The organism is Natronorubrum marinum, from assembly GCF_052040125.1.
Lineage (GTDB): Archaea > Halobacteriota > Halobacteria > Halobacteriales > Natrialbaceae > Natronorubrum.
Window position 1 is genome coordinate 461,019 of the sequence record NZ_JBPPFV010000001.1, and the last position, 24,455, is coordinate 485,473.

At 65.0% G+C, this 24,455-nt stretch carries 27 protein-coding genes; 14 read left to right on the forward strand and 13 right to left on the reverse strand.

Going from position 1 to position 24,455, the window contains the following annotated elements:
* Positions 1 to 18: 18 nt before the first annotated feature.
* The 3 genes from ACSFC5_RS02320 to ACSFC5_RS02330 form a co-directional block, all read right to left on the reverse strand.
* Positions 19 to 483, reverse strand: coding sequence for a hypothetical protein (locus tag ACSFC5_RS02320; protein ID WP_440763653.1), 465 nt, complete (start codon positions 481 to 483; stop codon positions 19 to 21).
* Positions 484 to 570: 87 nt separating this feature from the next.
* On the reverse strand, positions 571 to 1,173 hold the full coding sequence (locus tag ACSFC5_RS02325; protein WP_440763654.1) for a peroxidase-related enzyme: 603 nt from the start codon (positions 1,171 to 1,173) through the stop codon (positions 571 to 573).
* A 78-nt stretch (positions 1,174 to 1,251) separates the two neighbouring features.
* On the reverse strand, positions 1,252 to 1,665 hold the full coding sequence (locus tag ACSFC5_RS02330; RefSeq protein ID WP_440763655.1) for a GIY-YIG nuclease family protein: 414 nt from the start codon (positions 1,663 to 1,665) through the stop codon (positions 1,252 to 1,254).
* Positions 1,666 to 1,782: 117 nt separating this feature from the next.
* Between ACSFC5_RS02330 and ACSFC5_RS02335 the strand changes: the two genes are divergently transcribed.
* From ACSFC5_RS02335 to ACSFC5_RS02350, 4 genes are all read left to right on the forward strand, one after another.
* On the forward strand, positions 1,783 to 2,772 hold the full coding sequence (locus ACSFC5_RS02335; protein ID WP_440763656.1) for an NAD-dependent epimerase/dehydratase family protein: 990 nt from the start codon (positions 1,783 to 1,785) through the stop codon (positions 2,770 to 2,772).
* 374 nt (positions 2,773 to 3,146) lie between these two features.
* A complete protein-coding gene (locus tag ACSFC5_RS02340; RefSeq protein WP_440763657.1) occupies positions 3,147 to 4,208 on the forward strand; it encodes an NAD(P)-dependent glycerol-1-phosphate dehydrogenase in 1,062 nt (353 codons plus the stop codon).
* A 79-nt stretch (positions 4,209 to 4,287) separates the two neighbouring features.
* The gene (locus ACSFC5_RS02345) at positions 4,288 to 4,485 is read left to right on the forward strand and encodes a hypothetical protein (RefSeq protein WP_440763658.1); all 198 of its coding nucleotides are present in this window, start codon (positions 4,288 to 4,290) and stop codon (positions 4,483 to 4,485) included.
* A 335-nt stretch (positions 4,486 to 4,820) separates the two neighbouring features.
* Entirely contained in the window at positions 4,821 to 6,581 is a 1,761-nt protein-coding gene (locus ACSFC5_RS02350; protein ID WP_440763659.1) for an acetate--CoA ligase, read from the forward strand.
* 46 nt (positions 6,582 to 6,627) lie between these two features.
* On the opposite strand, the gene ACSFC5_RS02355 is transcribed toward ACSFC5_RS02350, so the two are convergent.
* Positions 6,628 to 8,526 (reverse strand): S9 family peptidase, encoded by a 1,899-nt coding sequence (locus tag ACSFC5_RS02355; RefSeq protein WP_440763660.1) that lies wholly within the window; start codon positions 8,524 to 8,526, stop codon positions 6,628 to 6,630.
* Positions 8,527 to 8,826: 300 nt separating this feature from the next.
* Here ACSFC5_RS02355 and ACSFC5_RS02360 point away from each other — a divergent pair, with 300 nt between their 5' ends.
* The 4 genes from ACSFC5_RS02360 to ACSFC5_RS02375 all read left to right on the forward strand — a co-directional run bounded on the left by ACSFC5_RS02360 (position 8,827) and on the right by ACSFC5_RS02375 (position 11,318).
* Positions 8,827 to 9,462 carry a hypothetical protein gene (locus ACSFC5_RS02360; RefSeq protein WP_440763661.1) on the forward strand — a complete coding sequence of 212 codons (636 nt, stop codon included), beginning with the start codon at positions 8,827 to 8,829 and terminating at the stop codon, positions 9,460 to 9,462.
* Between the two features lie 22 nt (positions 9,463 to 9,484).
* On the forward strand, positions 9,485 to 9,625 hold the full coding sequence (locus ACSFC5_RS02365; RefSeq protein ID WP_440763662.1) for a hypothetical protein: 141 nt from the start codon (positions 9,485 to 9,487) through the stop codon (positions 9,623 to 9,625).
* A 141-nt stretch (positions 9,626 to 9,766) separates the two neighbouring features.
* Positions 9,767 to 10,828 carry a glycosyltransferase family 4 protein gene (locus ACSFC5_RS02370; RefSeq protein ID WP_440763663.1) on the forward strand — a complete coding sequence of 354 codons (1,062 nt, stop codon included), beginning with the start codon at positions 9,767 to 9,769 and terminating at the stop codon, positions 10,826 to 10,828.
* Positions 10,829 to 10,907: 79 nt separating this feature from the next.
* The gene (locus ACSFC5_RS02375) at positions 10,908 to 11,318 is read left to right on the forward strand and encodes an HIT family protein (RefSeq protein WP_440763664.1); all 411 of its coding nucleotides are present in this window, start codon (positions 10,908 to 10,910) and stop codon (positions 11,316 to 11,318) included.
* A gap of 55 nt (positions 11,319 to 11,373) precedes the next feature.
* Here ACSFC5_RS02375 and trpB read toward each other — a convergent pair whose 3' ends face one another.
* The 5 genes from trpB to ACSFC5_RS02400 all read right to left on the reverse strand — a co-directional run bounded on the left by trpB (position 11,374) and on the right by ACSFC5_RS02400 (position 15,424).
* Positions 11,374 to 12,525 carry a tryptophan synthase subunit beta gene (gene trpB / locus ACSFC5_RS02380; RefSeq protein WP_440763665.1) on the reverse strand — a complete coding sequence of 384 codons (1,152 nt, stop codon included), beginning with the start codon at positions 12,523 to 12,525 and terminating at the stop codon, positions 11,374 to 11,376.
* 79 nt (positions 12,526 to 12,604) lie between these two features.
* Complete coding sequence (locus tag ACSFC5_RS02385) at positions 12,605 to 13,177, reverse strand: hypothetical protein (RefSeq protein WP_440763666.1); 573 nt, start codon at positions 13,175 to 13,177, stop codon at positions 12,605 to 12,607.
* 48 nt (positions 13,178 to 13,225) lie between these two features.
* Complete coding sequence (locus ACSFC5_RS02390) at positions 13,226 to 14,209, reverse strand: YeiH family protein (protein WP_440763667.1); 984 nt, start codon at positions 14,207 to 14,209, stop codon at positions 13,226 to 13,228.
* Between the two features lie 147 nt (positions 14,210 to 14,356).
* Positions 14,357 to 14,953: an MGH1-like glycoside hydrolase domain-containing protein gene (locus ACSFC5_RS02395; RefSeq protein WP_440763668.1), complete on the reverse strand. Its 597-nt coding sequence runs from the start codon at positions 14,951 to 14,953 to the stop codon at positions 14,357 to 14,359.
* A 39-nt stretch (positions 14,954 to 14,992) separates the two neighbouring features.
* Complete coding sequence (locus ACSFC5_RS02400) at positions 14,993 to 15,424, reverse strand: hypothetical protein (protein WP_440763669.1); 432 nt, start codon at positions 15,422 to 15,424, stop codon at positions 14,993 to 14,995.
* A gap of 186 nt (positions 15,425 to 15,610) precedes the next feature.
* Between ACSFC5_RS02400 and ACSFC5_RS02405 the strand changes: the two genes are divergently transcribed.
* The 3 genes from ACSFC5_RS02405 (at position 15,611) to ACSFC5_RS02415 (ending at position 17,519) form a co-directional block, all read left to right on the forward strand.
* Positions 15,611 to 16,498 (forward strand): acyltransferase, encoded by an 888-nt coding sequence (locus tag ACSFC5_RS02405; RefSeq protein ID WP_440763670.1) that lies wholly within the window; start codon positions 15,611 to 15,613, stop codon positions 16,496 to 16,498.
* A 157-nt stretch (positions 16,499 to 16,655) separates the two neighbouring features.
* Positions 16,656 to 17,006 (forward strand): DUF7577 domain-containing protein, encoded by a 351-nt coding sequence (locus ACSFC5_RS02410; RefSeq protein WP_440765007.1) that lies wholly within the window; start codon positions 16,656 to 16,658, stop codon positions 17,004 to 17,006.
* 195 nt (positions 17,007 to 17,201) lie between these two features.
* Positions 17,202 to 17,519: a HalOD1 output domain-containing protein gene (locus ACSFC5_RS02415; protein WP_440763671.1), complete on the forward strand. Its 318-nt coding sequence runs from the start codon at positions 17,202 to 17,204 to the stop codon at positions 17,517 to 17,519.
* Positions 17,520 to 17,593: 74 nt separating this feature from the next.
* Here ACSFC5_RS02415 and ACSFC5_RS02420 read toward each other — a convergent pair whose 3' ends face one another.
* On the reverse strand, positions 17,594 to 18,343 hold the full coding sequence (locus ACSFC5_RS02420; protein ID WP_440763672.1) for a hypothetical protein: 750 nt from the start codon (positions 18,341 to 18,343) through the stop codon (positions 17,594 to 17,596).
* A gap of 308 nt (positions 18,344 to 18,651) precedes the next feature.
* On the opposite strand from ACSFC5_RS02420, the gene ACSFC5_RS02425 reads away from it, so the two are divergent.
* Complete coding sequence (locus ACSFC5_RS02425; protein WP_440763673.1) at positions 18,652 to 18,903, forward strand: DUF8593 domain-containing protein; 252 nt, start codon at positions 18,652 to 18,654, stop codon at positions 18,901 to 18,903.
* Positions 18,904 to 19,003: 100 nt separating this feature from the next.
* Here the strand turns inward: ACSFC5_RS02425 and prf1 are convergent, their stop codons facing one another.
* Complete coding sequence (prf1, locus tag ACSFC5_RS02430) at positions 19,004 to 20,263, reverse strand: peptide chain release factor aRF-1 (RefSeq protein ID WP_440763674.1); 1,260 nt, start codon at positions 20,261 to 20,263, stop codon at positions 19,004 to 19,006.
* Between the two features lie 192 nt (positions 20,264 to 20,455).
* On the opposite strand from prf1, the gene minD reads away from it, so the two are divergent.
* Together minD and ACSFC5_RS02440 are read left to right on the forward strand one after the other, a co-directional pair.
* Positions 20,456 to 21,376: a cell division ATPase MinD gene (minD, locus tag ACSFC5_RS02435; protein WP_440763675.1), complete on the forward strand. Its 921-nt coding sequence runs from the start codon at positions 20,456 to 20,458 to the stop codon at positions 21,374 to 21,376.
* Between the two features lie 321 nt (positions 21,377 to 21,697).
* Complete coding sequence (locus ACSFC5_RS02440; RefSeq protein WP_440763676.1) at positions 21,698 to 22,231, forward strand: hypothetical protein; 534 nt, start codon at positions 21,698 to 21,700, stop codon at positions 22,229 to 22,231.
* A 101-nt stretch (positions 22,232 to 22,332) separates the two neighbouring features.
* On the opposite strand, the gene argS is transcribed toward ACSFC5_RS02440, so the two are convergent.
* Together argS and ACSFC5_RS02450 are read right to left on the reverse strand one after the other, a co-directional pair.
* The gene (gene argS, locus ACSFC5_RS02445) at positions 22,333 to 24,120 is read right to left on the reverse strand and encodes an arginine--tRNA ligase (RefSeq protein WP_440763677.1); all 1,788 of its coding nucleotides are present in this window, start codon (positions 24,118 to 24,120) and stop codon (positions 22,333 to 22,335) included.
* A 76-nt stretch (positions 24,121 to 24,196) separates the two neighbouring features.
* On the reverse strand, positions 24,197 to 24,325 hold the full coding sequence (locus ACSFC5_RS02450; protein WP_440763678.1) for a hypothetical protein: 129 nt from the start codon (positions 24,323 to 24,325) through the stop codon (positions 24,197 to 24,199).
* Positions 24,326 to 24,455: the final 130 nt, after the last annotated feature.

Sequence of the window (24,455 nt, forward strand, 5' to 3'; positions counted from 1 at the left end):
GCGGTCGGACGCTTCTCTTTAGTCGCCGTCCATATACGACGCAGCGTAGGCGATCAACGCGGCGTTGAGCGCGACGAGTACGACGACCAGCAGTCGCGTGGTGTTCCGGCCGCCTTCGCCGTTCGCCACTACGAACGCCAGCGCGCCGATCCCGACGACCCCCAGTCCGACCGCCAGCAGGCGATCGAGCCGCGGATCGTAGTCGAACGAGACCGCCTCCCCGATTCGCTCGTCCTCGCGCGCTCGCCGCTCGCGGTACCGCTCGGCGACCGGATCGTCCTCGGGAACGCGGCGAATCCCGAACGTGAGCAGGGCGTCGATGCCGACGCGTGCCTTCGCGATCGTCGTGCACGTGACCGCGACGAATAGCATGACGACGACGCCGATTCCGGAACCAAAGGCGGCGACGGGGAGCAGAGACAACGCGGCGAGGGCCGCGATCACAGCCGCGATCCGCTCGAGTCGAGTCGGGACGGGGTCCACGGTACGTTCGTCTTTCCTATTGCTCAACAATAACGTTCCGTCAGGGAATCGAATTCGACATCGGCCCGGAAGTGCGAAACGCGACCGCTACTCGCGACCCAGCGTGTGGAATTCGTCGTTCGGTCGCATCGCCGCGAACATCGCGAGCCGATTGCTCAGGTTGTAGAAGGCCGTGACAGAGGCGATATCCCAGAGCGCCTCCTCGCTGAAGCCGGCCTCGCGAAGCGCCTCGAGGTCGTCTTCCTCGACCTCGGTCGGTCGCTCGGTCAGTTTCACCGCGACGTCGAGCATCGTTCGGTGGGTCTCGTTGATATCTGCGGTCCGGTAGTTCGCCACGAGTTGATCGGCCAGTTGGGAGTCGTCGGCGTAGATCCGCACCAGTGCGCCGTGGGCGACGTTGCAGTAGTAGCAGTGGTTGACCCCCGAGACGGCGACGACGATCATCTCGATCTCCTCGCGCTCGAGGGCGGTGTCCTCGACCAGTGCGTCGTGGTAGTCGAAGAAGGCTCGGAAGTGCGATGGTTTGTACGCCATCGCGGCGAAGACGTTCGGCGTGAATCCCGCCCGTTCGGTCTCGTCTTCGATACGCTCGCGGAGGTCGTCGGGGAGGTCCTCGAAGTCGGGAACGGGGAACCGATCCATCGCGTCGTCGTTCAGCACCGGATCGTCGTCGGTATCGTCTTTGGCCATAGCTACCACTTCACGGCAGTGGGACATAACTCGTGGTGTGTGAGTTGTCGGCGAGGCTGGCGACCGATGACGCTCGGTCTACTCGCTCTCGAGCGTGCCGCCCTCCGCCACGGCGGCGTCGCGAACCGTCTCGAGTCCGGGCGCGGCGAGGAGGTGAGCCGAACAGTCGCAGTCCGAGGCGCCGAACCCGGTGACGCGCTCGCCGGGGAGCCGGTCGGCCAGTTCGCATTCGCGGTCGGCGTCGGGGAACGTGATCGCGGTCTCGAGGCTCGTCTCGGCGTGGCCGAGCAGGTAATCGATGTGCCAGTGTCGGGTGTCGCGGTCGCCTGCGGCGAGTTGGCGGTGTCGATCGACGCGAGCGAAGCCGCCGGGGCCGAACGCGCTCCCGACGTACGCGTAGGCTCCGGCGTCGAATTCGATCCGGCCCAACGCGCCGACCTCGATGGTCGCCGCTCGAGTGAGGTCGATACCGAGTACGTAGGTGCCGCCCATGGCGGAAGGGACGGCCACAGCGACAAAAACAAAATCGATTCGTGACCTGAGGTGCCTCCATCACGACTCGACGCCGTCGACCGCTGGACCTTTCAGCCACAGCAACGAGGCTCAGGCATGGACACGGCACTTGTTATCGGTGGCACGCGCTTTATCGGTCGCCATCTCGTCGACGACCTGCTCGAGCACGGCTACGACGTCACGATACTCAACCGCGGGAATCACGAGAACCCATTCGAGGGCAACGACCGGGTCGAACGCGTCGAGGGCGACCGGACGAACGACTCGGTGCTCGAGGCGGCCGCGAGCACGGTCGACCCCGACGCCGTCTTCGACTGCGTCGCTTACTACCCGAAGGACGTCCACGCGGCCACCGGCATCTTCGCGGACTGCGAGGCGTACGTCTACATCTCGAGCGGCGCGGCCTACGGGTCCGAAGAGATCCCCAAACGCGAGGGCGTGACGCCGCTCGAGCCCTGTACGTCCGAGCAGGCCGTCGACGACTCGGGCGAGACGTACGGAAATAGAAAAGCGGCGGGCGATCGTGCGGTCGTTGCGGCTGCAGACGAGGGCGTCAACGCGATGAGCGTCCGCCCGTGTATCGTCTACGGCCCCCACGACTACACCGAACGCCTCGACTGGTGGATCGACCGCGTGAACCGCTTCGACCGCGTCGTTGTCCCCGGTGACGGGACGAACGTCTGGCACCGCGCATACGTCGAAGACGTCGCGAGCGCGCTGCGGATCGTCGCCGAAGAGGGGACGGCCGGCGAGGCGTACAACGTCGGCGACCGACGACTGGTGACGCTCGAGGAGATGGTGGAGCTGATCGCGACGGAGTTAGACGCGGATGTCGAGGTCGTCACCGCCGGCGCCCGCGAACTCGCGGCCGGCGACATCGAGCCCGAGGACTACCTTCTCTACCGGGAGTACCCCCACGTGCTCTCGACGGCGAAACTCGCCGCGCTGGGCTGGGAGTCGACGCCGCTCGAGGCGGCGATGGAACGGGCGGTCGACTCCCACCTCGAGAGCGATCGCGACGGCAGCGAGCACGGGCCGAACCGGGAGGCCGAGGAGCGCGTGCTGGGGATTCTGGACACGTTTTGAAATGCGGCGCTCGAGGGAGCGTCGCGTTCGACCGGCACATCCTCAGCGCCGGCGGGCGATGGCGAGCCCGGCGACGGCGGCGACGAGAGTCAACGCGCTGATGAGGACGAACGCCAACGTGTACTCCCCCGTACGTCGCGAACGTGGCCGGTGATCGCGGGCGGGGAGCGCGCGGCGACGTTCCCGACGGCGACGACGAACGTGAGATGCGGTCCGTCCCTGATTTCAGTGTCCTGAAACGCCATTTGGGTTGTCGTTCGCTCGGACGAACAGGCCACCCAAACACGTCACAACTCCCGACGAACCGGTCCTTCCCGACCGGTCGTCCGGATCGACGAGAACGATTTTATGTGTTCCCTTCCGTGGTCAGCAATATGTTCGAGAAATCGACGTGGATTCGCCTGCCGCGAAACGTCGTCGTCGGCCACGGCGTCATCGATCAGGTGGTCGACGTCATCGACGACCTGCACCTCCAGGGCCGGCCGCTGTTCGTGACCAGTCCGACGCCGCGCGAGGTCGCCGCGGATCCGATCGCCGCCGATTTCGAGGCCGCGGGGATCGATCCCGCGGTCGTCACCATCGAGGAGGCGACGTTCGACGCCGTCGAGGACGTCATCGAGATCGCCGACGCCGAGGAGGTCTCCTACCTCGTCGGCATCGGTGGCGGGAAGGCCATCGACATCGCCAAGATGGCGAGTCACCACCTCGAGATGGGCTTTCTCTCGGTTCCGACGGCGGCCAGCCACGACGGCGTCATCAGTAATCGCGGCTCCGTTCCGGACGGCGACACCCGTCACAGCGTCGCGGCCGAACCGCCGCTCGCCGTCGTCGCCGACACCGAAGTGCTGGCGCAGGCACCCTGGGAGCTGACGACCGCCGGCTGTGCCGACATCATCTCGAACTATACCGCGGTGATGGACTGGCGGCTCGCGAACCGGCTCAAGAACGTCGAGTACTCCGAGTACGCCGCCGCGCTCTCCGAGATGACCGCAGAAATTCTGGTCGACAACGCGGATCTCGTCCGCCCGGGACTCGAGGAGTCTGCCTGGATCGTCAGCAAGGCGCTCATGTCCTCCGGCGTCGCGATGAGCATCGCAGACTCCTCGCGACCCGCGAGCGGCGCAGAACACCTCTTTTCCCACCAACTCGACCGGCTGGCACCCGGCGCGGCGCTCCACGGCCACCAGGTCGGCGTCGGCTCGATCATGACGGCCTACCTCCACGGCGGCGAGAAGGGAATCTGGCGCGATATCCGCGACGCCCTCGACAGCATCGACGCGCCGACGACCGCCGACGAACTCGGCATCGACGACGAGACCGTCCTCGAGTCGCTGACGACCTGCCACGCGATCCGCGACCGCTACACGATTCTGGGCGACGGGATGGACGAGCGGGCCGCTCTCGAGGTCGCGACGGTGACGGGCGTTATCGACTAATCGGCGGCTACGCCTCCACCCACGACCGCCGCGTACCGGACACGGTGAGGTAGTCGGCCGCGAGGCCGCAGATGCCGAGGTGCAGCCAGTAGGTCATCAGCCGGTAGAGGATCGCCCCCGCGGTGGCGGCGGCCGCGGCGAGCATCGCGGGGTGGGCGCCTCGAGCGTGCTCGAGGACGTCCTTTCAGCCGACGCCGTAGACGAACAGCGCGACTACTGCGATAGCGATGACGAGTCCGGCCACCGCTCGCAGGCAGCGCATACGGCCGTACAGTGAGTGGACGGGTCAACGACTCCGAATCGGTAAGGCTGGCCGTTTGTTGCATCGTCTATCTGTCGGTTACGGAACAATACCAATTGCTCCGCGGTCGATCAAAATCCCGTTGCCGTCTCGAGGGTTGCGAGTCGACCGGCCGTCTGCGGCGACCCAAACAGTTATCGCCGATATCGTGGCCAGTGTCTTGTGGTAGCAATATTCAACGGTGCCGCCGGGGTACTCGAGGACGCACCGAGGGCGGAAGATACGGACTCCGCTACGTCGGCGCGCCACTGAAGGCCGCCCAGGGCGGCGACTCGTCGGCCAACCCCATCGCGATCACGTGATTCAGAACAATGCCCGAGACACCACGACTCGACGCGTACCACTTCGACGAGAGCGAGTGGGACGACTACGATCACCTGCGGGAGGAATTCGAGTGGGAAGTACCGGACCGGTTCAACATGGCCGCGTACGTCTGCGATCGGTGGGCGACGGCGGAGCCCGTCGACGGCGGCAAGCGCGGCGACGAACGCGTGGCGCTCTACACCGAAACGGCGGCCGGCGACCGCGAACAGTACACCTACGCGGAGTTCGACGACGCGACGAATCGGCTGGCGAACTGCCTCGCCGACGCCGGTATCGAGCGCGGCGACCGAATCGGCGTCAACGCACCGCAAACGGCGGAGACGGTGTTCACGCACGTCGCCGCCTGGAAACTCGGTGCCGTCTCGATCCCGCTGTCGACCCTGTTCGGTCCCGACGCGATTTCGTATCGCCTCGACGACAGCGAGTCACGCGTCTGCGTCGTCGACGAGTCCAACGTCGACGCGGTTCGCGAGGCCGCCGCGAACGTTCCGTCGCTCGAGCGACTCCTGACGGTCGGCGACGTCGATACCGAGGTGGAGGACGACGGGGCCGCCACCGAAGAACTCGACTTTTCGGAGGCACTCGAGGGCCGCTCGAGCGAGTTCGAGACCGTCGATACGGCCGCCGAGGACGACGCGATCATCATGTACACCAGCGGGACGACGGGCGAGCCGAAGGGCGTTCGCCACGCCCACCGGATGCTGCTCGGCCACCTGCCGCTGTTTCTGACGACGTTCTGTAACCTCGAACTGGGTGACGACGACGTCTACTACACGCCCGCGGAGTGGGCGTGGATCGCCTCGCTGTTCGACGTCGTCGTGCCGGGACTGTACTACGGGAAGCCCGTCGTCGCCTACGACGGCGGCCAGTTCGATCCCGAAACGGCGTTCGAGATCCTCGAGCGCTACGACGTGACGAACTTCTTCGCGCCGCCGACGGCATTACGAATGATGATGCAGGCCGAAGCCCCGGGCGAACGGTACGATATCGACTCGGTTCGCGTGATCCCCAGCGGCGGCGAGTCGCTGGGCCAGAGCATCGTCGACTGGGCCGAGGCGACGTTCGACGGCGCGGCGGTCCACGAGGGGTACGGCCAGACCGAGGCGAACCTCCTCGTCGGCGACTGCACGGCCCTCGCCGAGTTCCGAGAGGGGAAGATGGGGCTCGCTGCGCCGGGTCACGACGTGCGAATCGTCGACACCGAGACGGCGGAGCCGACCGTCGAGACGGGCGATATCGGCGAGATCGCGGTCAGGTACGAGGGGAATCCGGTCTGCTTCAAGGAGTACCTCAACAAGCCCGAGCGCACCGAACGAAAGGTTCGCAACGGCTGGCTGCTCACGGAGGACCTCGGAACGGTCGACGAGGACGGCTACTTCACGTTCAAGAGCCGGAAGGACGACGTAATCATCAGCGCCGGCTACCGGATCGGTCCCGAGGAGATTGAAGAGAGCCTCGCGGGCCACGAGGTGGTCGCCGACGCCGCCGTGATCGGGGTCCCAGACGACGAACGCGGTGAAGTGCCGAAGGCGTACGTCGTCACCGCGGCCGGGACCGATCTCGCGGACGGCGAGGGCGAGGACGGAACCGACTCGGCTTCGCTCGAGAACACCCTGCAGGAGCACGTCAGAACCCGACTCGCCCAGTACGAGTATCCCCGAGCAATCGAGTTCGTCGAGGAACTGCCGAAGACGGCGACCGGCAAGGTTCGACGGGCCGACCTTCGCGAGGAGGAGGGACTCGAGTAAGGTCGGAGTCGACCCCGCGGCCGCGGTCGGTCACCGAGAGCGACGATCAGACGTGCTCGTCGAGGAACTCCGCGATCGCGGAGTACGCCTCGATGCGGTTCTCGAGCTTCGAGAAGCCGTGCCCTTCGTCATCGAAGATCAGTTTCCGGACCGGAACGCCCTGCGATTCGGCCTTCTCGACGATCTGTTCGGCTTCGCCGACGGGAACGCGGGGGTCGTTCTCGCCGTGAAGGACGAACAGCGGGGCCTCGATCTGCTCGATGTTGTTCGTTGGCGAGATCTCCTCTAAGAACTCGCGGTCCTCGGCGAGACTCCCGTACTCGGCTTCGCGGAGTTCGCGCCGCCAATCGCCGGTGTTCTCGAGGAACGTGACGAAGTTGGCGATGCCGACGATGTCGATGCCGGCGGCCCACAGATCGGGGTACTCCGTCAGTGCGGCGAGGACCATGAAGCCGCCGTAGGATCCACCTTTGGCGACGATTTTGTCCGGATCGACCGCGGGATGGTCTTGTAACCACTCCACGCAAGCCTCGATATCAGCGACCGAGTCCATCCGTTTCTCGACGTCGTCCAGCGCCGCGTAGTCGGCCCCGTAGCCCGCCGACCCGCGGACGTTGGGTTCGAAGTAGGCGTAGCCGCGATCGGTGAAGTACTGTTTGACGCTCGAGAACGAGGGCCGACGCTGGCTCTCGGGGCCGCCGTGGATGTCGACGATGACGGGGAGACCGTCGTCGCTCGCTTCGCCGTCACCCGCTTCGTGGCCGTCGGGGAGGGTGAAGAAGCCGGGGACCTCGAGGCCATCGAAGCTCTCGACGCGAACCAGTTCGGACTCGTCGAACGTCTTGCGAGGGATACCCGCCGTCGGCGCGCTCGTCCACCGCTCGGTCTCGCCGGTCTCGAGATCCACCACGAAGACGTTCGTGTTGACCGTATCGCCGGTGGTCGACAGCGCAAAGCGCTCGGTGTCGGGATCGAAGCTCACGCCGCCGGAGATGCCGCCCGGAAGGTCGGGTTCGGGGAACGTTTCGAACGCGGTGGGATCGTCGTCGTCGAACTCGCCGACGGTGAGTTCCGTGTAGCCCTCGACGTTTCGGGAGAAGACGAACCGCCCCGTTTCGTCGTCCAGCGCGATGCCGCCGACGTTCCAGCCGTTGCCGTCGGCGACGATCTCGAACTCTCCGCTCTCGAGATCGAGGTAAGCCAGATAGAGCGTGTCCGCGCTCCCCTCGTCCGTCGCGAGGTAGATCCCCTCGCCGTCCGGCGCCCAGCTGGCGCTCTGATACCGAACGTCGCCCTCGTGGGGCGTGAGGTGCTCGAGATCGGGCTCGTCGGCCTCGAGGTCGAGCACGTAGAGGTCCTGATCGAAGTTGGAGTACGCCTGCGAGACGAGGAGTCGAGAATCGTCGGGGCTCCAGCCCGCCAGCGAGAGCCAACCGTCGCCCTCGTAGACGAGCGTCGCATCGTCTCCGGTCTCCTCGCGCTGTTGTACGTAGAGGTCGAAGACCGACTCGTCGCGGCGGTTCGAGGCGAACGCGAACCGCTCGCCGTCGTGGCTCCAGCCGCCCCAGCGGTGTTTCGCGCGAGCGATGCGAGCGCGAGGCTCGTTGCGGCTCTGCGAGCCACACCGTTGTTTGGCGTCCGGTTTCGCGGTCAGATTCACGATCTCGCCGGTCTCGGCGTCGAGTTTGAAGAGTTGGGTGCGCTCGTTGCCGCCTTCGTCCATCCCGAAGATCAGTTCCGGCCGCTCCGGCGACCAGGAGGCGAACGACACCTGTTCGTCGTAGAACGTCCGCTGTTCGGGCCAGGACTGGGCGTCCTCGAGCGTCCAGATCTGTGCAGTGCCGGTCGTGTTCATCAGAAACGAGAGCCGGTCGCCGTCGGGGCCGAACGACGTGCCGTAGGCGCTTCGGATGTTGAGATAGCGTTCGATCTCGTAGCCGTCCATACCACAGCCTCTCGACTCGGCGCGGTAGTGGTTTTGGTTGCGGAACGTCCACAGCCGTCGTGAAAGACAGGGATGATGGATTGTATGCCGGAAACGACTTTCAACGTGACAGAACTATTATGGTCGGGATACCGCCCCAATATACCCTTACACCGTCTCTCGATTACAGTGACTGGATCAGTTCTCCTAAATTGTCAGGCGGTATTCTACGCGCTCGCGTCACCGAAATGCGTGTGGCTTTATACCACGTGATGGTTTGCCACGCGTAACAAAACATCTCGGAACGAGTAGTGCCGGGTAATGCAAGATACGGGTGAAGACAGTGGTGACGGACAGGGCGTCGCCTCGAGTGCGGTAGTCCTCGCGACGGTACTGGTCGTGCTCGTCGCGTTCGGCGTGACTCTGGCCGTCGTCGGCACCGGACTCTCTCCTGGAGAGATATCGCCCACCAACGACAGCGACACCGAGACGCCCACGAACCTCACTGAAGAGGACAACGAACCGGTCAATCTCGGCGAGGAACTCAGCAGTGACGAATCGAACGAGAGCGACGATCCGGACGACTTCGGTGACGAAGGCAATGACACGGACGCGGACGAAAGCGGCGAGGACGACGCGGACGATGGAGACGAAACTGAGGACGACGAGGGAAATGAGAGCGAGGAGGCGGAGGATACTGCAACGGACGACGACGCGGATTCGGAGAGCGACGATACCGAGTCGGAGAACGGTACGGACGAGGAGAATGCTGCAAACGAGGACTCAGACGAGGAGAGCGATGCGGACGACACGAACGAGAGCGACGACGATATCGGAAACGGGAACGACGCAACTGACGACGACGAAGACGACACCGAAACTGATGACGACGAGGGCATCGTCGATCGGATTACCGGCTTTTTCACCGATATGCTCAACTTCGGCAGCGATAACTAACTGATCGGCGACGACAATCGGAGTGGTTCGGCTCCGTTCGTCGATCCTCGACAGCTCCCACGGCGACGAGGATACGAAAGACGACGAAGGCGCCGATGATGCAGGCGACACGAACGGCGACAACGGAGATACTGATAACGGCGATAACGGCGACGCCCAGTAAAACCCGATCGGCTGAAGAGTGACCCTCGAGTCCGACGCTGCGCCCGCAGTTCCAGCCGTCAGTTTTTGACCGCAGCGTCGGTCCGAACGCCGACTGGCCGAAAGAAGTGACTTTTTATCCCGGCGCTACGTTCCGCGCCACATGCGCATCGCGTTCGTCTCGATCGACACGGTACACCACCGCGATACCGAGACGAACCAGCGGTTTCAGACGATTCTCGAGGTGCTCCGCGATCACGGCCACGACGTCCACTGCTTTTGTGCCGGATTCTGGGACGACGAGTCGCCGACGCTCGAGCGAGACGAGATTACGTACCACGCGGTGACGGACGACGTCGACGCACGCAGATCGTTCTGTTGGCGACTGCCGTTCGATCTGGCGGCCGCGGGCCCCGACGTCGTTCACGCCAACGCCAACCCCGCGACGGCGGTGCTCGCGGCCGGGTGGGGTGCGACGCTCGCCCGGGTTCCGCTGCTCGTCGAGTGGTACGGCGACGGCGGCGTCGCCGACGATCGGTGGACGCGACGAGCGACGAAACGAGGCGACCGACTCGTCACCCCGTCGGAACTCGTCGCCACGTGGGTCCGCGAGCGCGGGGCCGACGGCGACGACGTCGAGACCGTTCCGAATCCGATCGACGTCGACCGCATCCAGTCGGTGACGCCGGGGGACCGAGTCGACGTGGTCTACGCCCGCCGACTCGACGAGGGGGCGAATCTCGAGAGTCTCCTGCTCGGACTGGCAGAGCTTCGCGGCCGGGACTGGTCGACGACCGTCGTCGGCGACGGTCCCGAACGGGCAGCGTACGAACGCCTCGCGAGCGACCTTCGGATCGAAGACCGGATCACGTTCGTCGGCGACCTGTCGCTCGAGGAGCGCATCGCGGCCTACCGCGGCGCGCACGTCTTCGCCCAGACGGCCGAACGCTGCGTGTTCCCGACGGAGATGTGCTGGGCGCTGGCGTCGGGCTGTGTCGGCATCGTCGAGTACCACGCCGATTCGAGCGCCCACGAACTCGTCGAGGGCTGGGACCGGGGCTTCCGGACGACGAGCGAGGAGGAGTTGGCCGACGCGATTCTCGAGGCCGGCGACCTCGAGTACCGCGAGTTCAACGACCGGTTCGCCGACTACGACGAGTCGGTGGTCGCCGACCGCTACCTCGAGCAGTATCGCACGCTACAGGACGAGCACGGACTGTTGTAGGCCGATTTCTCGAGGCCGACTGAGGAACGAACCGTTCGTACAGAGATACCTATATGTTCGTTCGCGAGCAGAACCGGGTATGAACGACGACTGTGAGTTCTGCCGGATCGTCGCCGGTGACCGACCGGCGCACGTACTCTACGAGGACGACCGAACGATCGCGTTTCTCGATGCCAACCCGGCGGTCCGGGGCCACAGTCTCGTCGTGCCCCGCGTCCACGAGCCGGAGTTGTTGGCCCTCGAAGACGGAACGTCGACGGCCGTCTTCGAGTCGGTCCGCGCCGTCGCGAGCGCGCTCGAGTCGGTGCTCGATCCCGACGGCTTCAGCGTCTTCCACACCAGCGGCCCGCTGGTCGGGACCGTCGATCACGCACACGTCCACCTCCTACCGCGGACCGCGGACGACGACGTGTCGCTCTCGCTGTCGCGGGATCGACTCGAGTCCGACGATGCGTCGGAGCTGGCGACTCGCGTGCGAGAGTCGGTATGACGGCGTCGGCCGTTCTGGTGTGCTGTTTCGGGCCAGGACAACGGCAGTCGGCTAATTAGAGATCGAACGTCGACGCCGCGGTCTCCATGTCCTTGTCGCCGCGCCCGGAGAGGTTTAGGAGGATGGTATCGTGGTCGCCCTCCTCGGCGAGTTGGATCGCCCGCGCGACGGCGTGGCTGGACTCGAGGGCCGGAATGATTCCTTCGGTCTCGCTCAACTCGCGGAACGCGGCGAGCGCTTCTTCGTCCGTAATACCGGTGTACTCACATCGGCCCACAGCGCGGAACATGGCGTGTTCGGGGCCGACGCCGGGGTAGTCGAGACCGGCGGAGACGGAGTGCACCTCGACGTCGTCGTCGATCACTCGCGTACGCATGCCGTGGATGACGTCGTCTCGCCCCTTCGCGAGCGGGGCCGCGTGGCGGCTCGAGTCGCTCCCCTCGCCGCCGCCTTCAGCGCCGAAGAACTCGACCGGATCGTCGCGGAACGCGTGAAAGAGGCCGATGGCGTTCGAGCCGCCGCCGACGCAGGCGACCGCGGCGTCGGGCAGGCCGCCCGTTCGCTCCTGGAACTGCTCGCGGGCCTCCCGCCCGATAACGCTCTGGAAGTCCCGCACCATCCGCGGGAACGGGTCCGGACCGACCACGCTGCCCACGAGGTAGTGGGTGTCATCGACGTTCTGTGCGAAATCCTCGAGCGCGGCGTCGACGGCGTCCGCGAGACCTTCGTTTCCGCGGGTCACCTCGTTGACCTCGGCCCCCATCAGCCGCATCCGGAAGACGTTCATCTCCTGGCGGGCGACGTCTTTCGCCCCCATGTAGATCTCCGTCTCGAGACCCAATAGCGCGCCGACCATCGCCGTCGCGGTGCCGTGCTGGCCGGCCCCCGTCTCGGCGATGAGTCGCTCCCGGCCGGCGTGTTTGGCGAGCAGCGCCTGCCCGAGACAGTTGTTGATCTTGTGCGCGCCGCCGTGGAGCAGGTCCTCGCGCTTGAGGTAGATTTCCGCGCCGTAGCGCTCGCTCAGGTTCCCCGCGTGGTACAGCGGGGTCGGTCGGCCAGCGAACTCCTCGAGCAAATTTTGTAGCTCGGTCTGGAACGCGTCGCTTTCGGCGACGTCGTCGTAAGCCGTCGCGAGTTGTTCGAGCGGTTCCTGTAGCGGCTCCGGGACGTGTCGCCCGCCGTAGCCCTCGAATGCGCCGTCAGACATACGTCGAGAGTGGAACGCCGGTGACAAATACGTTCTGTACGATCGGGGCGACAATCGGCGTCTCCTGCCGGCTTCAGCCTTATCGGACCGTTCGTGGTAGGGTTCGACCTGCACCAGCCATCTCCCGAGCGAGTCCGTACGCGAGTCGACGAGCGAGCGAGGTGACGGCGGCGTAAGAGTCTCGAGTCTGCTCGCGGGCGAGCGCTCGACGCCGCCCGCGCTGGCGAACTTCGATTCGACGACGGTGTTCGTCGACACCGTGCTGGCGAGCGACGGAACGATCATCTCGCTCGAATGTGAGTACGACTGGCCGAAGATCGAACTGGGCGAGCGTCACAGCTTCCAGGTCGGCGGTCTCGGTGGCCTCTCGCCCGAGGCGTACTACGTGGGAAGCGAGAACGTCGCGAACTTCCTCGAGCGGCAAGATGCCGGTATCCGCGAGTGGGACGTCCCCGAGACCGACGGCCGACTGCCCGAGGCGGAGTGGGGGTTCGATACAGCACTTCGGGCGGACCTGGAGCGAGTCGCGGACGAGCAGGGGTACGATCTGCGTCGGCTCTCGTTCGACGATCCGCGTGATCTGAGCCCGTTCGTCGCGGACTGGTACCGAGAGCTTGCCGCCGCTGTCGTTCGATCGCTTCGACTCGATCACGAGCGATATCGTCTCTTAGCCGCTCGAAACCGGCATCACAGTCACTTCTCAGAACAGGGCCAAGAGTGCCGTGAGGGTGATCACGCTGGTCGCGAGAAACGCCACGAGGACGACGATCGCGGGCGTGACGCCGGTCGCACGGAGATCGGCGAGTCGGATTTCGGTTCCGAGACCGACGAACGCCAGCATGAACAGCCAGTTGTAGGCGCTTTCGATGGAATGCTGCTGGGCCGAGGAGAGCAGGCCCGCACTCGAGACGAGTGCGAGGACGAGAAAGCCGAGGACGAACGTGGGGAACTCGTCCCAGAGCGTCCGGAGGGACGGCCGGCCACCGCCATCTTGGCGAGCGTAATAGCTCGCGTACAGTAGCACGACGGCGCCGATCAGCGCGTTCCGTGAGAGTTTCGTCACCGTCGCCCACTGGCCAGCCAACTCGGAGTGTGCGAAGCCGACCGCGACGACGGGTCCCGTCGAGAACATACTGAGCCCGGCCCAGATCCCGAACACCCTCCCCGACAGGCCCAACAGGTCGCCGACGATCGGGTAGACGACGATCGTGATCGCGTCGAACAGCAGTATCGTGGCCGCCGCGTACGCGATCTGTTCCTCGCGCGGACGAATCGCCCCGGCGACGCCGACGATCGCCGACACGCCACAGATGCTCGCACCGGCCGCGAGCAGCGACCCGAACCGTTCGGGGAGCCCGAAGACGAGACGGGCGAGCAGTTCGACGCCGACGAGCGAAATGCCGACCGCAGCGATCAGGAGAACGAACACGGGGACGCCGACCTCGAAGGCGGTGTCGACCGTGACGGACGCTCCCATGAGGACGATTCCGGCGGCCAGCCACAGCCCGTGCGTGGTGATCCCCGGCGCGAGTCGGGTCGGGATACCGACCAGATTCGCCGCGAGGAACCCCAGTACGATCGCAAAGAGGAGGTGATTGACGCCGAGTGCCGTCGCGAGCGTCTGTGCTACCAACGCGCCGAGACAGAGCACGAGCAATCCCGGAAGGAGTCGTCGAATACCCATTCGTCACTAGAGCCTCTGGGAGTCGCGTGAGCCGACGGTCGGCCACCATCCATCGCTCGACATACGTTCGATCCGCGGGCGCCGTCACGCTTAACAGTTGCCGATCATTTCGGGTCGAATCCCACATCGCTCCGCCTGGAGCCGCGATCACTCGGTTCGGGAGTGATACTCCGTCCACAGCGCCGCAGCCACGGTAAAATCCTCGGCGGTCGCGTAGCCGCGCTTGACGTAGGGCTCGCCCTCGAGCGTACAGACCTCTAGGAAGTTTCCGTACGGCTCGAGCAGCGACTCGACGCGCTCGACCTCCCGCCGAGCGCGGTCGTCGTAGCCGTACCGTCGAAGACCAAGCGCGTACATGAGGCTGTTCCAGGGCCAGACGTGGTAGTGGTAGTCCCGATGGAGGAGAAAGAAGGGGTGGACCGCCGCGTGCGAGAACGGTTCGGCGCGCATTACGAGCCCGAACGACGTCTCGAGGCGCTCGAGCGCGGAGACGATCGCGGCCGCGCGGTCGTCGTCGACGACGCCGAGATACAGCGGGACGACGTTGGCATCGCAGGCGAGGACCGACCGATTGCCGCCGCCGTCACGTCGGTCGCCGGAGCCGCGAGCTGTGCCGCGGCGTTCGTCGAAGTAGCGGCCGTTCCAGAGCTGGGTGTACAGCGCCGCTCGGATGTCCTCTGACTCGCCCGTAAACGTCGTCTCGACGCCGCGTTCTTCGAGTCGTTCGACCGCTGCGAGCAACATCGCGGTGTTGTAGGTCTCTCGAGGGCCCGTGGCAGAATCCTACCAGGCGCTTCCCGACCCGGTGACGAGCCCCCCGGTGACGAACCGATCGCGGTGGACGGCCGCGAGATCGGCGACGGCGTCGGCCTGTTCGCGGAGGCAGCCACACGCCGCGAGCACCAAGACGAGCGCTGGGAACGTATCGACGCCCTCCGCCGGCGACGCGGCGTGGAACCGGTCGTGAAAGTCGGTGTAGAAGACCGAGCTGTCGGAGAGCTGGTCGACGAGCCACCGTCCTGTTTCGGCGACGCCCTCCTCGTATCCCGCCGCGGAGAGTCCGCGCGCGCCGAACGCGAGGTCTCGCGGCCGCGCGCTCGAGCGAGCCGTGATCCCGAAACCCGTACCGGCGTTTCTCGACGTAGTGGGCGAGCCGTCGCTGGAGCTCTCGAGCGTAGTATCGACCGGTCCAAGCGGTCTCCATGATCCGTCCAAGGGCTCGCGTTCGGAAGTGCGGTCCGGCTGCACAGGACGGCGAGCCGGCAGTTCAGCGCCCGCCGTGGCGGTGTCGATGACGGTCCGTCCCGGCCGAAAGGGGCGTTCACTCGGCTATTCGAATGCGTCGGCAAGCCGTTCTTGTAACCGAATCCCCTATCAACACGGCGAGCAATACCTCGGGATATGACAAAGCGGTACGTCTCGCTTCCCGACGAGGCGGAGGCGGGAATGCGGGAGTTCATCGACGAGGTCGATCGACGGCTGTCGAGCGACGAGGACACCTGCGCCGTCGTCGAGGACGTCCTGATCGACCTCTCGGGGGATCGCGAGGCATACGAACGCTGGCAGGACGGCGAGTCGGTCTCGCCGGCCGAACGCGTCCGCCTGCAGAGCTACGATCCCTGTAACACCACCCTCGAGAGCGAGTACTACGCCGAGAAGGACGAAGATCGGTTCCGCCGCTCGAAACACCTCCAGTGGCTCTGGCGGCAGTTCGACAGCCTCCCGATCGCGGACAACGTCGAGTTCGCGCTGCGGTTCCGCCGAATGCTCGCGAACCACCTCTTCGAGGAGTGTGGCGACGACTGCCGGTTCTTCAAGGGGATCTCGTTCACCTACGGCCACAACATCACGATCGGGGACAACACCGTCGTCCACGACGACGTCCACCTCGACGACCGCGGGAAACTCACCATCGGCGACCGCGTCTCGGTTTCGGACGGCGTCCACGTCTACAGCCACGATCACGACGTCGTCGACCAGACTGCGGTTCGAAACTACCACACGGTCGTCGAGGACGACGTTCGACTCACGTACGATGCGATGATCCGCGCGGGCTGTAAGGTCGGGGAGAACGCCATCGTCGGCGCGCGCGCCATCGTCCAGCACGACGTTCCGGCCCACCACATCGCCATCGGCATGCCGGCCAAGAGCGTCAAGATCAAACCGGGGTGGGAGGATGCCGCGGTCCCCATCGAAGACGCCGGCGTCAACCGCCAGGAGCAGCGACGCATCGAGTACGATCTCCCCGACGATCTCGAGGTCTTCGACGAGTTCGGCCGCGATCTCTAATCGGGATCAGCGTTTCGCCGACTACAAACGGTCCTCCCGTCACCTCCCGGCGGCATCGTTTCTTATCCACCAACGAACGGTATATTCGTCCCGGCATGACTCTCTCCCCCGGTGATGCAGGGAATATCCAAGTGCCTTGAGAACCTATAACATGCCAATGGAGCTCTGGGGCTGGCTCATCGGCTACGTGGTGCTGTTCACCCTCTTGCACCTGCTACTGTACTACGTGTATGTAAAGGGGGAGGACGGCGAGAACGCCGGCACACCCAGCGAGAGAACCGGCTCGCCGTCGTTCGCCGATCCCGACCGCGCGAGTCCCCACAGCTCGCCCGGCCCCGACCGCTATCCCACCGCGACGGACGGCGTCGACGACCCCGAGGAGTTCGAGGAAAGGCAGGAACTCGAGTTCGACGGCGAGACGATTCGGTGTCCACACTGCGGCGCGCGCAACGAGGCCGATCAGACGTTCACCTACTGCTGGAACTGTATCTCGACGCTTCGGCGATGAGTTCGTCAGGGATTAGCCGTCGCGTTCGGACGGGAACCGCCTCGATTCGCCGGTAGCTGACGGACGAATAGTCGCCTTTCGAGATAGTCTATTCACGAAGAACAAGTTTCAGGCTTGATCCGCTACGTTCGGGTGGTAATGAACGATTACGCTTTTAGTCTCTGAACGTAGAGAGTGACACGACGACGACCAGGTATGTACGGACAGAACTCCCCGCACGGCTCGCAGTCTCGCTCTCCACCGGTGTATCGCGCGGTGCACGACCCGTCCGGTCCGGCGACGCTCAGTACGACAGTCGTTCACGCACTCTCCGACTGTCTGGACGTCGACGTCACCGACGGCCGACTCTCGCTCTACGACAGCGTCGACCCCGACGCGCTCGACGTCCTCTTTCGACCGCGCCACGACGGGCGTCCGCGACACGGCGGCACGCTCTCGTTTTCCGTTCGCGATCACTCCGTCACGGTCGACAGCAACGGCGAAATTCTGATCGAACCGCCCGTCCGGCGGTAGCGATCGGCGGTTCGACTTCTCGAACTCCGACGCGGAACATATCGGGATGGGCGCCGACCGAGCCGCGGCCGCGATCAGTCCTCGAGTTCGTCCGCGAGTCGCTCGAGGTGGTCCACGCCGACGACGGCGACGACGTCACCCTCGGTGGCCGCTCGGAGGTCCTCGAGGCGGTCGATCATACAGCGCTCGCGGGTATCATCGCGGTAGGCCAGCGCGCTGTCGTCGGTCTGGACGCTGCTGAGCAGCGCCTGCACGCCGGCAACGTGCGAGCGCTCGTGGTCGGCCTGGCGTTCCGGCGAGTCGTCGTGATCGCAGTCGTACTCGATCGGGTCATCGCAGGTGACGGTCATCGACGTCGCGTGGGTCAGCGTCGCGGCGACTCGACAGGTCAGCGCCTCTCGCGTCGCGCCGCCGAGACTCGAGATGACGCGTCTGGCCGTCGACGTCGAGACGCGGTCGGCGATCAGCCGCGTCACGAGCTGGTGCAGGAACGACCAGTTCGGCGCGTCGATGCCGACGACGTCGGCGTCCGGCGCGGCGCGGATCGCTGCGCTCATCTCGCCGCCGAACCGCGGCGGCGCGTCGGCCGAACCGTCGCGAGCGTAGGCGCGGTAGAGGGGGAGGGCGGCCGTCGGCAACTCGAGAGCGAGCGTCTCGGGCGCGACGGACTCGAGGACGCGCTCGACGCGAGCGATGCTTGCGGGGTGGTCGTGGACGACGCCGAGGAGGAGACAGTCACTCGACGGCCCGGCCACCCGCCGACAGAACTGGGCGGTGATCCGGGGGTCGTCGAACGACGCGGCGAAGGAGGGAGCTTCGTCCATTGATCGACTGGTAATACGTGACTACCGGTATAACCCTTCTGTTGTCGTCGACTACAGGCGGGCGTCAGACGGACGTTCTCGGCAGTAAGGGGAGCATACTCGTGCGATCGTGGCGCGTTCCGGCGTAACTGTCGAGTGGGAGATGGGAACGGTTTTGCCGCTTTATTGTTCGTGCATCCTTGCGACCGATATCCGGTCCGGCCGCCGACCCGCCGACCGTCGGCGGACTGCACTCGACTGTACGACGCCCACACTCGACTGCGGGACACCCGATGGATTCGGCGCGCGGACGGACCGCTGGCTAACCAATGACCGAGGAGACGCTCACCAAAGCCGACGAGGGAAAACGGGTGTTGAACGCCGACGGGACCGAAGTCGGCCTACTGGTAGACGTCCACGACAATCGCGGTTACGTCGAGCCGGATCCGGGCATCACGGTGACGATCAAAGCAAAACTCGGCTGGGCGACGAAGAGCGAGGACGCCCACCCGCTCGACGAGGGCAGTATCCAATCGATCACCGACGACGCGGTCTACCTTCGGGGCACGCTCACCCACTGAGCGAGCGCCGCGCTTGCGAATCGAGGAGTCGAGAAGTGGTCACGGAGAATTACTCGGCGGTCGAGTCGCGGAATCGCCAGTCAGGAGATGACGACTGCGTTCAGACGCCCGTACTGTACCGCAGGATGCCGGCGAAGCCGCCGAAGGCGTTGTAGAGCTGTTCGCCCTTCTCGAAGTCCGTCGAGATGAACTTGGTCTCGGTGCCCCGCTGTTCGGCGATCTCGATGAGGTGGTCGATGGCGTCCTCGCGGTCCTCCTCGGTCGCCTCGACGTCGGCGCCGCAGTCGGTACAGGTGTGCGAGGGCGTGTTCTTCCGTCGGTCGACGACTTGGCGGTCGGTGTTGCCACACTCGCCGCAGTCGTAGGTGATGACGTCCTTCCGGAGGTCCTCGCTGATCAGGAGCCGATCGACGGCCCCCATCACGAGGTTTCGCCGGGTCTGTTCGAACCCGTACGTTGCGAGGTCGCCCGCGTTGAGTTGCTTGAAGAACTCCTCCATCTGCTGTTTGTCCTTCATCACCTCGGCGTCGGCCAGCGCCTCCTCGGCGTTATCGACCAAATCCTTCAGGCCGGACTCGTCGGTGTAGGCGACGTCGAACTTGCCCAGGACCTTGTCCTGGATTTCGTGGTGGAGGTAGTCGCCGTCCAAGAATTCGTCTTTCGTCGGCGAGGGACCGCCGACGAGGATGCCATCGATCTCGTGGCGCTTGGCGACGAACAGGTCGTTCGCCATGCCGGCGACCTCCTGATAGAAGTTGTCGATGGCCTCGAGGCGCAGGCGGGCGAATCGCTGGGCGGACTGGCCACCCTTTCGCTGCTTGCCGGGGACCAGCGAGGAGGCGGACTTGACGGGCTCGATGCGTTTGCCCTTCAGCCAGCCGACGTTCGCCTCGCGTCGGTCGAGGACAATCAGGCCGTAGAGGCCCTTGTCCGCCAGCATGTTCTCGAGTGGCTCGGTGAGAAAGTCCGAATCGCAGTGATAGCGGAAGGACTCGACGGGCTGTGGCGGGCTCTCGAGGACTCTGGTGACCATCTCGGTGCGGCCGCCGCTGGAGTCGACCGCACCGGAGAACAGGACGAGTCCGTTCTCCGGCGGGTAGGTGTCGTAGTATCGGAGCCGGTCCTTGATACTGGTCAGCGCGTCCTGGACGGCCGTCCGGGTCTGCTTGGACTTGATGTTGGCCGCCTCGCTGTGTTCCTGCGTGACGTGTGCGACGACGTCACTGATCTGTCTATCGTCGGGAACGTAGATCGTTACGAGCTGTGTCCCGGAGCCGTCGAAGTCCTTGAGATCCTCGATAACCTTCCGGAACTCGTATTTTTTCCGGTCGGATTGCTCCTGCTCGCCCTCCTGGCTCATTGTCCGTACAAAACGGTGCTGTGGGTAAGAATCCTTTGACACACCTGTCGACGTGGTACTGTGTGTCGGGAGAAACCCGGTATCCTGTTCCAGTTGGTGCGTGTCAGTATCCGCTCGACCGCGAGACACACCCCGCGTGTTGACGTGACGATTTAAGGTGCTCCCGTTCTACAGTCCGCACAGTACTTGAGTATGTCTCACGAGACGGTCTATGCTATTGCGAGCGGGAAAGGTGGCGTCGGCAAGACGACGACGACGGTGAACCTCGGTACGGCCCTCGCGGAGGCCGGCGAGCGCGTCGCGATCGTCGATGCCGACCTCGGAATGGCGAACCTCGCCGGGTTCGTCAGCCTGTCCCCCGACTCGACGACGCTTCACGACGTGTTGTCCGGTGGCGCATCGATCGACGACGCCACCTACAGAATTACAGAGAACATCGTTGCGGTTCCGAGCGGCACCAGCCTCGACGAGTACGCCGACACCTCCCCCGAAGGACTCAGCGACGTCGTCGCGGAGCTTCGAGAGGAGTTCGACTACGTCTTTCTCGACGTCGGTGCTGGTGTCAGCCACGAAACCGTCCTCCCGCTCGGGCTGGCCGACGCCGTCCTCCTCGTTTCGACGCCCGAACCCGCGGCCATCCACGACTCGAAGAAGACCCTCGAGTTGACCGAGCGCGCCGGCGGCGAGGTGGCCGGACTCGTCCTCACGCGGACCCGACCCGAGAGCGACGTCTCCTACGACGAGATCGCCGCTCGGCTGGAGACGCCCCTACTCGGCACGATTCCCGAGGACCCGTCGGCCCGCGAGAGCGTCTACGCCGGCACGCCGCTGGTCGTCTACCGACCCGACGGGCCGGCCGCCACCGCCTACAAACGGCTCGCGGCCGACCTGGCGGGAATCGAGATTCCGACCACTGCGACCGAACCCAGTGTGGAGTCCGACGGCGACCAGTCGCCCGGCGGTATCGACCAATCCGACGACGATATCGGCCCCGACACGGACACTGTCGACTCGAGCGCCAGTTCGACGACCGACGACGACGAGTCCGGCGGCCGAGAGGCGGCTCACGACGACGTCTCGAGTGCGATCACCGAGGCGGAGTCGGATACCTGAGCGCGGAATCCGGATTTTCGCACGGTTTTACGTTCGCGAACGGTCTCGATTCCTCGGTAAGCGGTTCCTGTCCGATCGTATCGCCGGGGAGACCGCTGGGAAGCAGGCACCGATGAGTGTCTCGAAATCGCGACATTCTGTACAGTTAGGTTGTGCTGAACGGAGTAACGACCGCCATCCGGAACTGTGTCGTACCGATTCGACGACGAGAGCGCGTCACACCTGCCCTCTCACCGTTTTTCGTCGGTTGCCTCCTACCATCACGTGGCACGGACTGTAACGAACTGATTACTAATCATATCCGTTATCGATGGCTCGACCATGGAGCGACGAAAAATCCTCCTCGGCAGTGGCGCAGCGCTCGCAACCGCACTGGCTGGCTGTTCCGGTAGCGAAACAAGTGACGACTCGGGCGACGATGACGACGGCTCCGATCCGGACCCCAACGGAAACGGCAAGGAAAACGGTGAAGACAACGACGACCACGACACCGACGGAACCGACACGGACGACGTGCCCGGCTTCGACGGCAAGAAACTGGACGTCGACAGCGACGCGATCTCGGTCAAAGCGATCGACAAGAAAGGCGACAAACTCGAAGTCCTCGTCGAGACGGAGATCACCGACCACGAGAAACTGTACGCCGAACTGGAATCCCTCGCGGACGACCACGACGACGCGGTCGTCGATCCCGAGGCGTTCATCGCCGAGATCAAGACCGTCGAGTGGATCATCGAACACGAGAAGACGACGGTCGCCTCGTTCTACGTCGACGTCGACTGGATCGTCAGCTACCTCCAGAACGAACTCTCGAAAGAGGAGTTCTACGAAAAGGTCAAGCAGACGGCCGAGTGACGGAACGCTCGAGCGAACGTCCACCCGGCCCGAGACGGTGACTCGACTTTTTCGGACGACGACCCGACAGCGGCCAGTACCGAACGAACCGGAAGCTGTTGCTACATCGAGCGCGGCGGTTCGACGCCGAGGATCGACAGCGCGTTCGCGACGGTGTGTTTCGAGGCGGCCACGAGCGCGAGTCGCGCCTCGCGGGCTTCGGGATCGACGTCGTCGGCCAGCACGGGACACTCCCGGTAGAAGGCGTTGAATCGGTCGGCGAACGTGCGCGTGTAGGTCGCGATCTGGTGGGGCTCGAGATCGTCGGCCGCCTCGTCGACGACCGCCGGGAATCGGGCGATCGTCTCGAGCAGCTCACGCTCGGCCTCGGTCGCGAGCAAGTCGGCCTCGAGCGACTCGAGTTCGATATCCTGGGTCGCGAGGTCCGCCTCCGGATCCAGCCCGGCCTCCTCCAGAATCCCACAACAGCGCGCGTGGACGTACTGGACGTACGGCGCGGACTGGGCCTCGAAGTCGAGGGCCTGCTCCCACTCGAAGGTGATCGCCTTCGTCGGCTGCTTGGAGACGATGTCGTACCGGACCGCACCGATCCCGACCTGATGGGCGATGCGCTCGATATCCTCCTCGTCTAAGTCGTCGTCGCGGATACGGTCGTCCAGTCGGTCCTCGACTTCCTGGCGGGCGCGGTCGATCGCCTCGTCGAGCAGGTCGTCTAAGTCGACGCCGGTGCCGCGACGCGTGCTCATCTTCCCCTCGGGGAGGTTGACGTAGGAGTAGAGCACCTGCCGGAGGTCGCTCGTGTCGTTGTCGAGCAGTTCGAGCGTCGTTTTCAACTGGCGGGCCTGCAGCTTGTGGTCCTCGCCCAGCACCGTCACGGCGCGGTCGTAGTTGTCGAACTTCCACTCGTGGTGGGCCAGATCGCGGGTCGCGTAGAGGGAGGTGTCGTCCGACCGCAGGAAGACGAGGTTCTTGTCGATGCCCTGGTCCTCGAGGTCGAGCTGCCAGGCGTCCTCCTCGTAGACGGCCTCGTCGAGTTCCTTCAGGCGGGCGACGAGGTCGTCGGTGTCGCCGTTGCGCATGAACCGCGTCTCCTTGACGAATTCGTCGAACTCGGCGGGGAGACGTTCGAGACAGCCCTTCATCCCCGAGAGCACCTGATCGACGACCTCGCTGACGCGCTCGTAGGCCGACTCGTCGCCGGCCTCGAGCCCCTGCATGATCGACTCGATTTCGGCTTCGGCGGCCTCGCGGTCGGCTTCGGCGGCGTTCTCGAGGTAGGCGTTGCCCTTTCGGTAGTAGCGCACGAGGTCGTACTCGATGCGGTCGCGTTCCGGCTCACCGTCGAGGTCCGTCTCGTCGAAGGTCTCGTAGGCCCAGGTGAAGACGGCCATCTGCCGACCCGCGTCGTTGACGTAGTAGTGGCGGTCGACGTCGTAGCCGGCGATATCGAGCAGATTCGCGACGGCGTCGCCGATGATCGGGTTTCGCGCGCGGCCAACGTGGACTGGTCCCGTCGGGTTCGCGCTGGTGTGTTCGACGACGACGCGCTCCTCGCGGTTCTCGAGCGCGCCGTAGGACTCGTCCGTGCCGGCCGTCAGCGTCTCGGCGAAGTAGGCGTCGCTCGGCAGGAAGTTGAGGTACGGGCCCTGCGTCTGAATCTCCGCGACGTAGGTCAGCTCGTCGGCGTCGATCTCGTCGGCGAGTCGGCCGGCGACCTGCGGCGGCGGGGCACCGACTTCGCTGGCGAGTCGAAAGGCCACGCTCGAGGCGAGCACGCTCTCGACGTCTTCCGGCGGTTCTTCGATTCCCAGGTCGTCAGTCGGGAACTCGAGTTCGGAGAGCGCCCCCTCGAGGGCGTCCTCGACCTCCGTGCGTAAAGAGAGGAACATACCCGCCCGTATTCAGGGGGCAAGTAAAGGAATGTCGGGTTTCGTCGCCGCGTTCAGTAAGTCGGCTACCGGTTCCCTACGTAACCGCTCGACGTCGCTGATACTGCCGCCACAGTTCTTGTCCGAGCCAGACGAGCCCGACCACCAGAAACGCGATACCGAGGAGACGGTTTTCTTCGTAGACGAAGACGTATGGACCGCTCACGATCAAAAATACACCACTCGCTATCCGAAACGTAGTCCAGTTCGTGTTGCTCATCGTGGGTCGTTCACGTATTAATCACCGTTTTTTCCGGGTCTGTACTGCTCGTTTCGGTACGCTCCAATCCGTCCGT

Excerpts from the sequence above, each read along its gene's own strand:
- ACSFC5_RS02325 (WP_440763654.1), bottom strand. The coding sequence starts at position 1,173 with ATGGCCAAAGACGATACCGACGACGATCCGGTGCTGAACGACGACGCG.
- ACSFC5_RS02440 (WP_440763676.1), top strand. The coding sequence starts at position 21,698 with ATGGAGCGACGAAAAATCCTCCTCGGCAGTGGCGCAGCGCTCGCAACC.
- ACSFC5_RS02395 (WP_440763668.1), bottom strand. The coding sequence starts at position 14,953 with ATGTTGCTCGCAGCGGTCGAACGACTCGAAGAACGCGGCGTCGAGACG.
- ACSFC5_RS02340 (WP_440763657.1), top strand. The coding sequence starts at position 3,147 with ATGTTCGAGAAATCGACGTGGATTCGCCTGCCGCGAAACGTCGTCGTC.
- ACSFC5_RS02420 (WP_440763672.1), bottom strand. The coding sequence starts at position 18,343 with ATGGACGAAGCTCCCTCCTTCGCCGCGTCGTTCGACGACCCCCGGATC.
- ACSFC5_RS02410 (WP_440765007.1), top strand. The coding sequence starts at position 16,656 with ATGGAGCTCTGGGGCTGGCTCATCGGCTACGTGGTGCTGTTCACCCTC.
- ACSFC5_RS02425 (WP_440763673.1), top strand. The coding sequence starts at position 18,652 with ATGACCGAGGAGACGCTCACCAAAGCCGACGAGGGAAAACGGGTGTTG.
- ACSFC5_RS02355 (WP_440763660.1), bottom strand. The coding sequence starts at position 8,526 with ATGGACGGCTACGAGATCGAACGCTATCTCAACATCCGAAGCGCCTAC.
- ACSFC5_RS02330 (WP_440763655.1), bottom strand. The coding sequence starts at position 1,665 with ATGGGCGGCACCTACGTACTCGGTATCGACCTCACTCGAGCGGCGACC.
- argS (WP_440763677.1), bottom strand. The coding sequence starts at position 24,120 with ATGTTCCTCTCTTTACGCACGGAGGTCGAGGACGCCCTCGAGGGGGCG.
- ACSFC5_RS02405 (WP_440763670.1), top strand. The coding sequence starts at position 15,611 with ATGACAAAGCGGTACGTCTCGCTTCCCGACGAGGCGGAGGCGGGAATG.
- trpB (WP_440763665.1), bottom strand. The coding sequence starts at position 12,525 with ATGTCTGACGGCGCATTCGAGGGCTACGGCGGGCGACACGTCCCGGAG.
- ACSFC5_RS02350 (WP_440763659.1), top strand. The coding sequence starts at position 4,821 with ATGCCCGAGACACCACGACTCGACGCGTACCACTTCGACGAGAGCGAG.
- ACSFC5_RS02390 (WP_440763667.1), bottom strand. The coding sequence starts at position 14,209 with ATGGGTATTCGACGACTCCTTCCGGGATTGCTCGTGCTCTGTCTCGGC.
- minD (WP_440763675.1), top strand. The coding sequence starts at position 20,456 with ATGTCTCACGAGACGGTCTATGCTATTGCGAGCGGGAAAGGTGGCGTC.
- ACSFC5_RS02415 (WP_440763671.1), top strand. The coding sequence starts at position 17,202 with ATGTACGGACAGAACTCCCCGCACGGCTCGCAGTCTCGCTCTCCACCG.
- ACSFC5_RS02375 (WP_440763664.1), top strand. The coding sequence starts at position 10,908 with ATGAACGACGACTGTGAGTTCTGCCGGATCGTCGCCGGTGACCGACCG.
- ACSFC5_RS02335 (WP_440763656.1), top strand. The coding sequence starts at position 1,783 with ATGGACACGGCACTTGTTATCGGTGGCACGCGCTTTATCGGTCGCCAT.
- ACSFC5_RS02360 (WP_440763661.1), top strand. The coding sequence starts at position 8,827 with ATGCAAGATACGGGTGAAGACAGTGGTGACGGACAGGGCGTCGCCTCG.
- prf1 (WP_440763674.1), bottom strand. The coding sequence starts at position 20,263 with ATGAGCCAGGAGGGCGAGCAGGAGCAATCCGACCGGAAAAAATACGAG.
- ACSFC5_RS02370 (WP_440763663.1), top strand. The coding sequence starts at position 9,767 with ATGCGCATCGCGTTCGTCTCGATCGACACGGTACACCACCGCGATACC.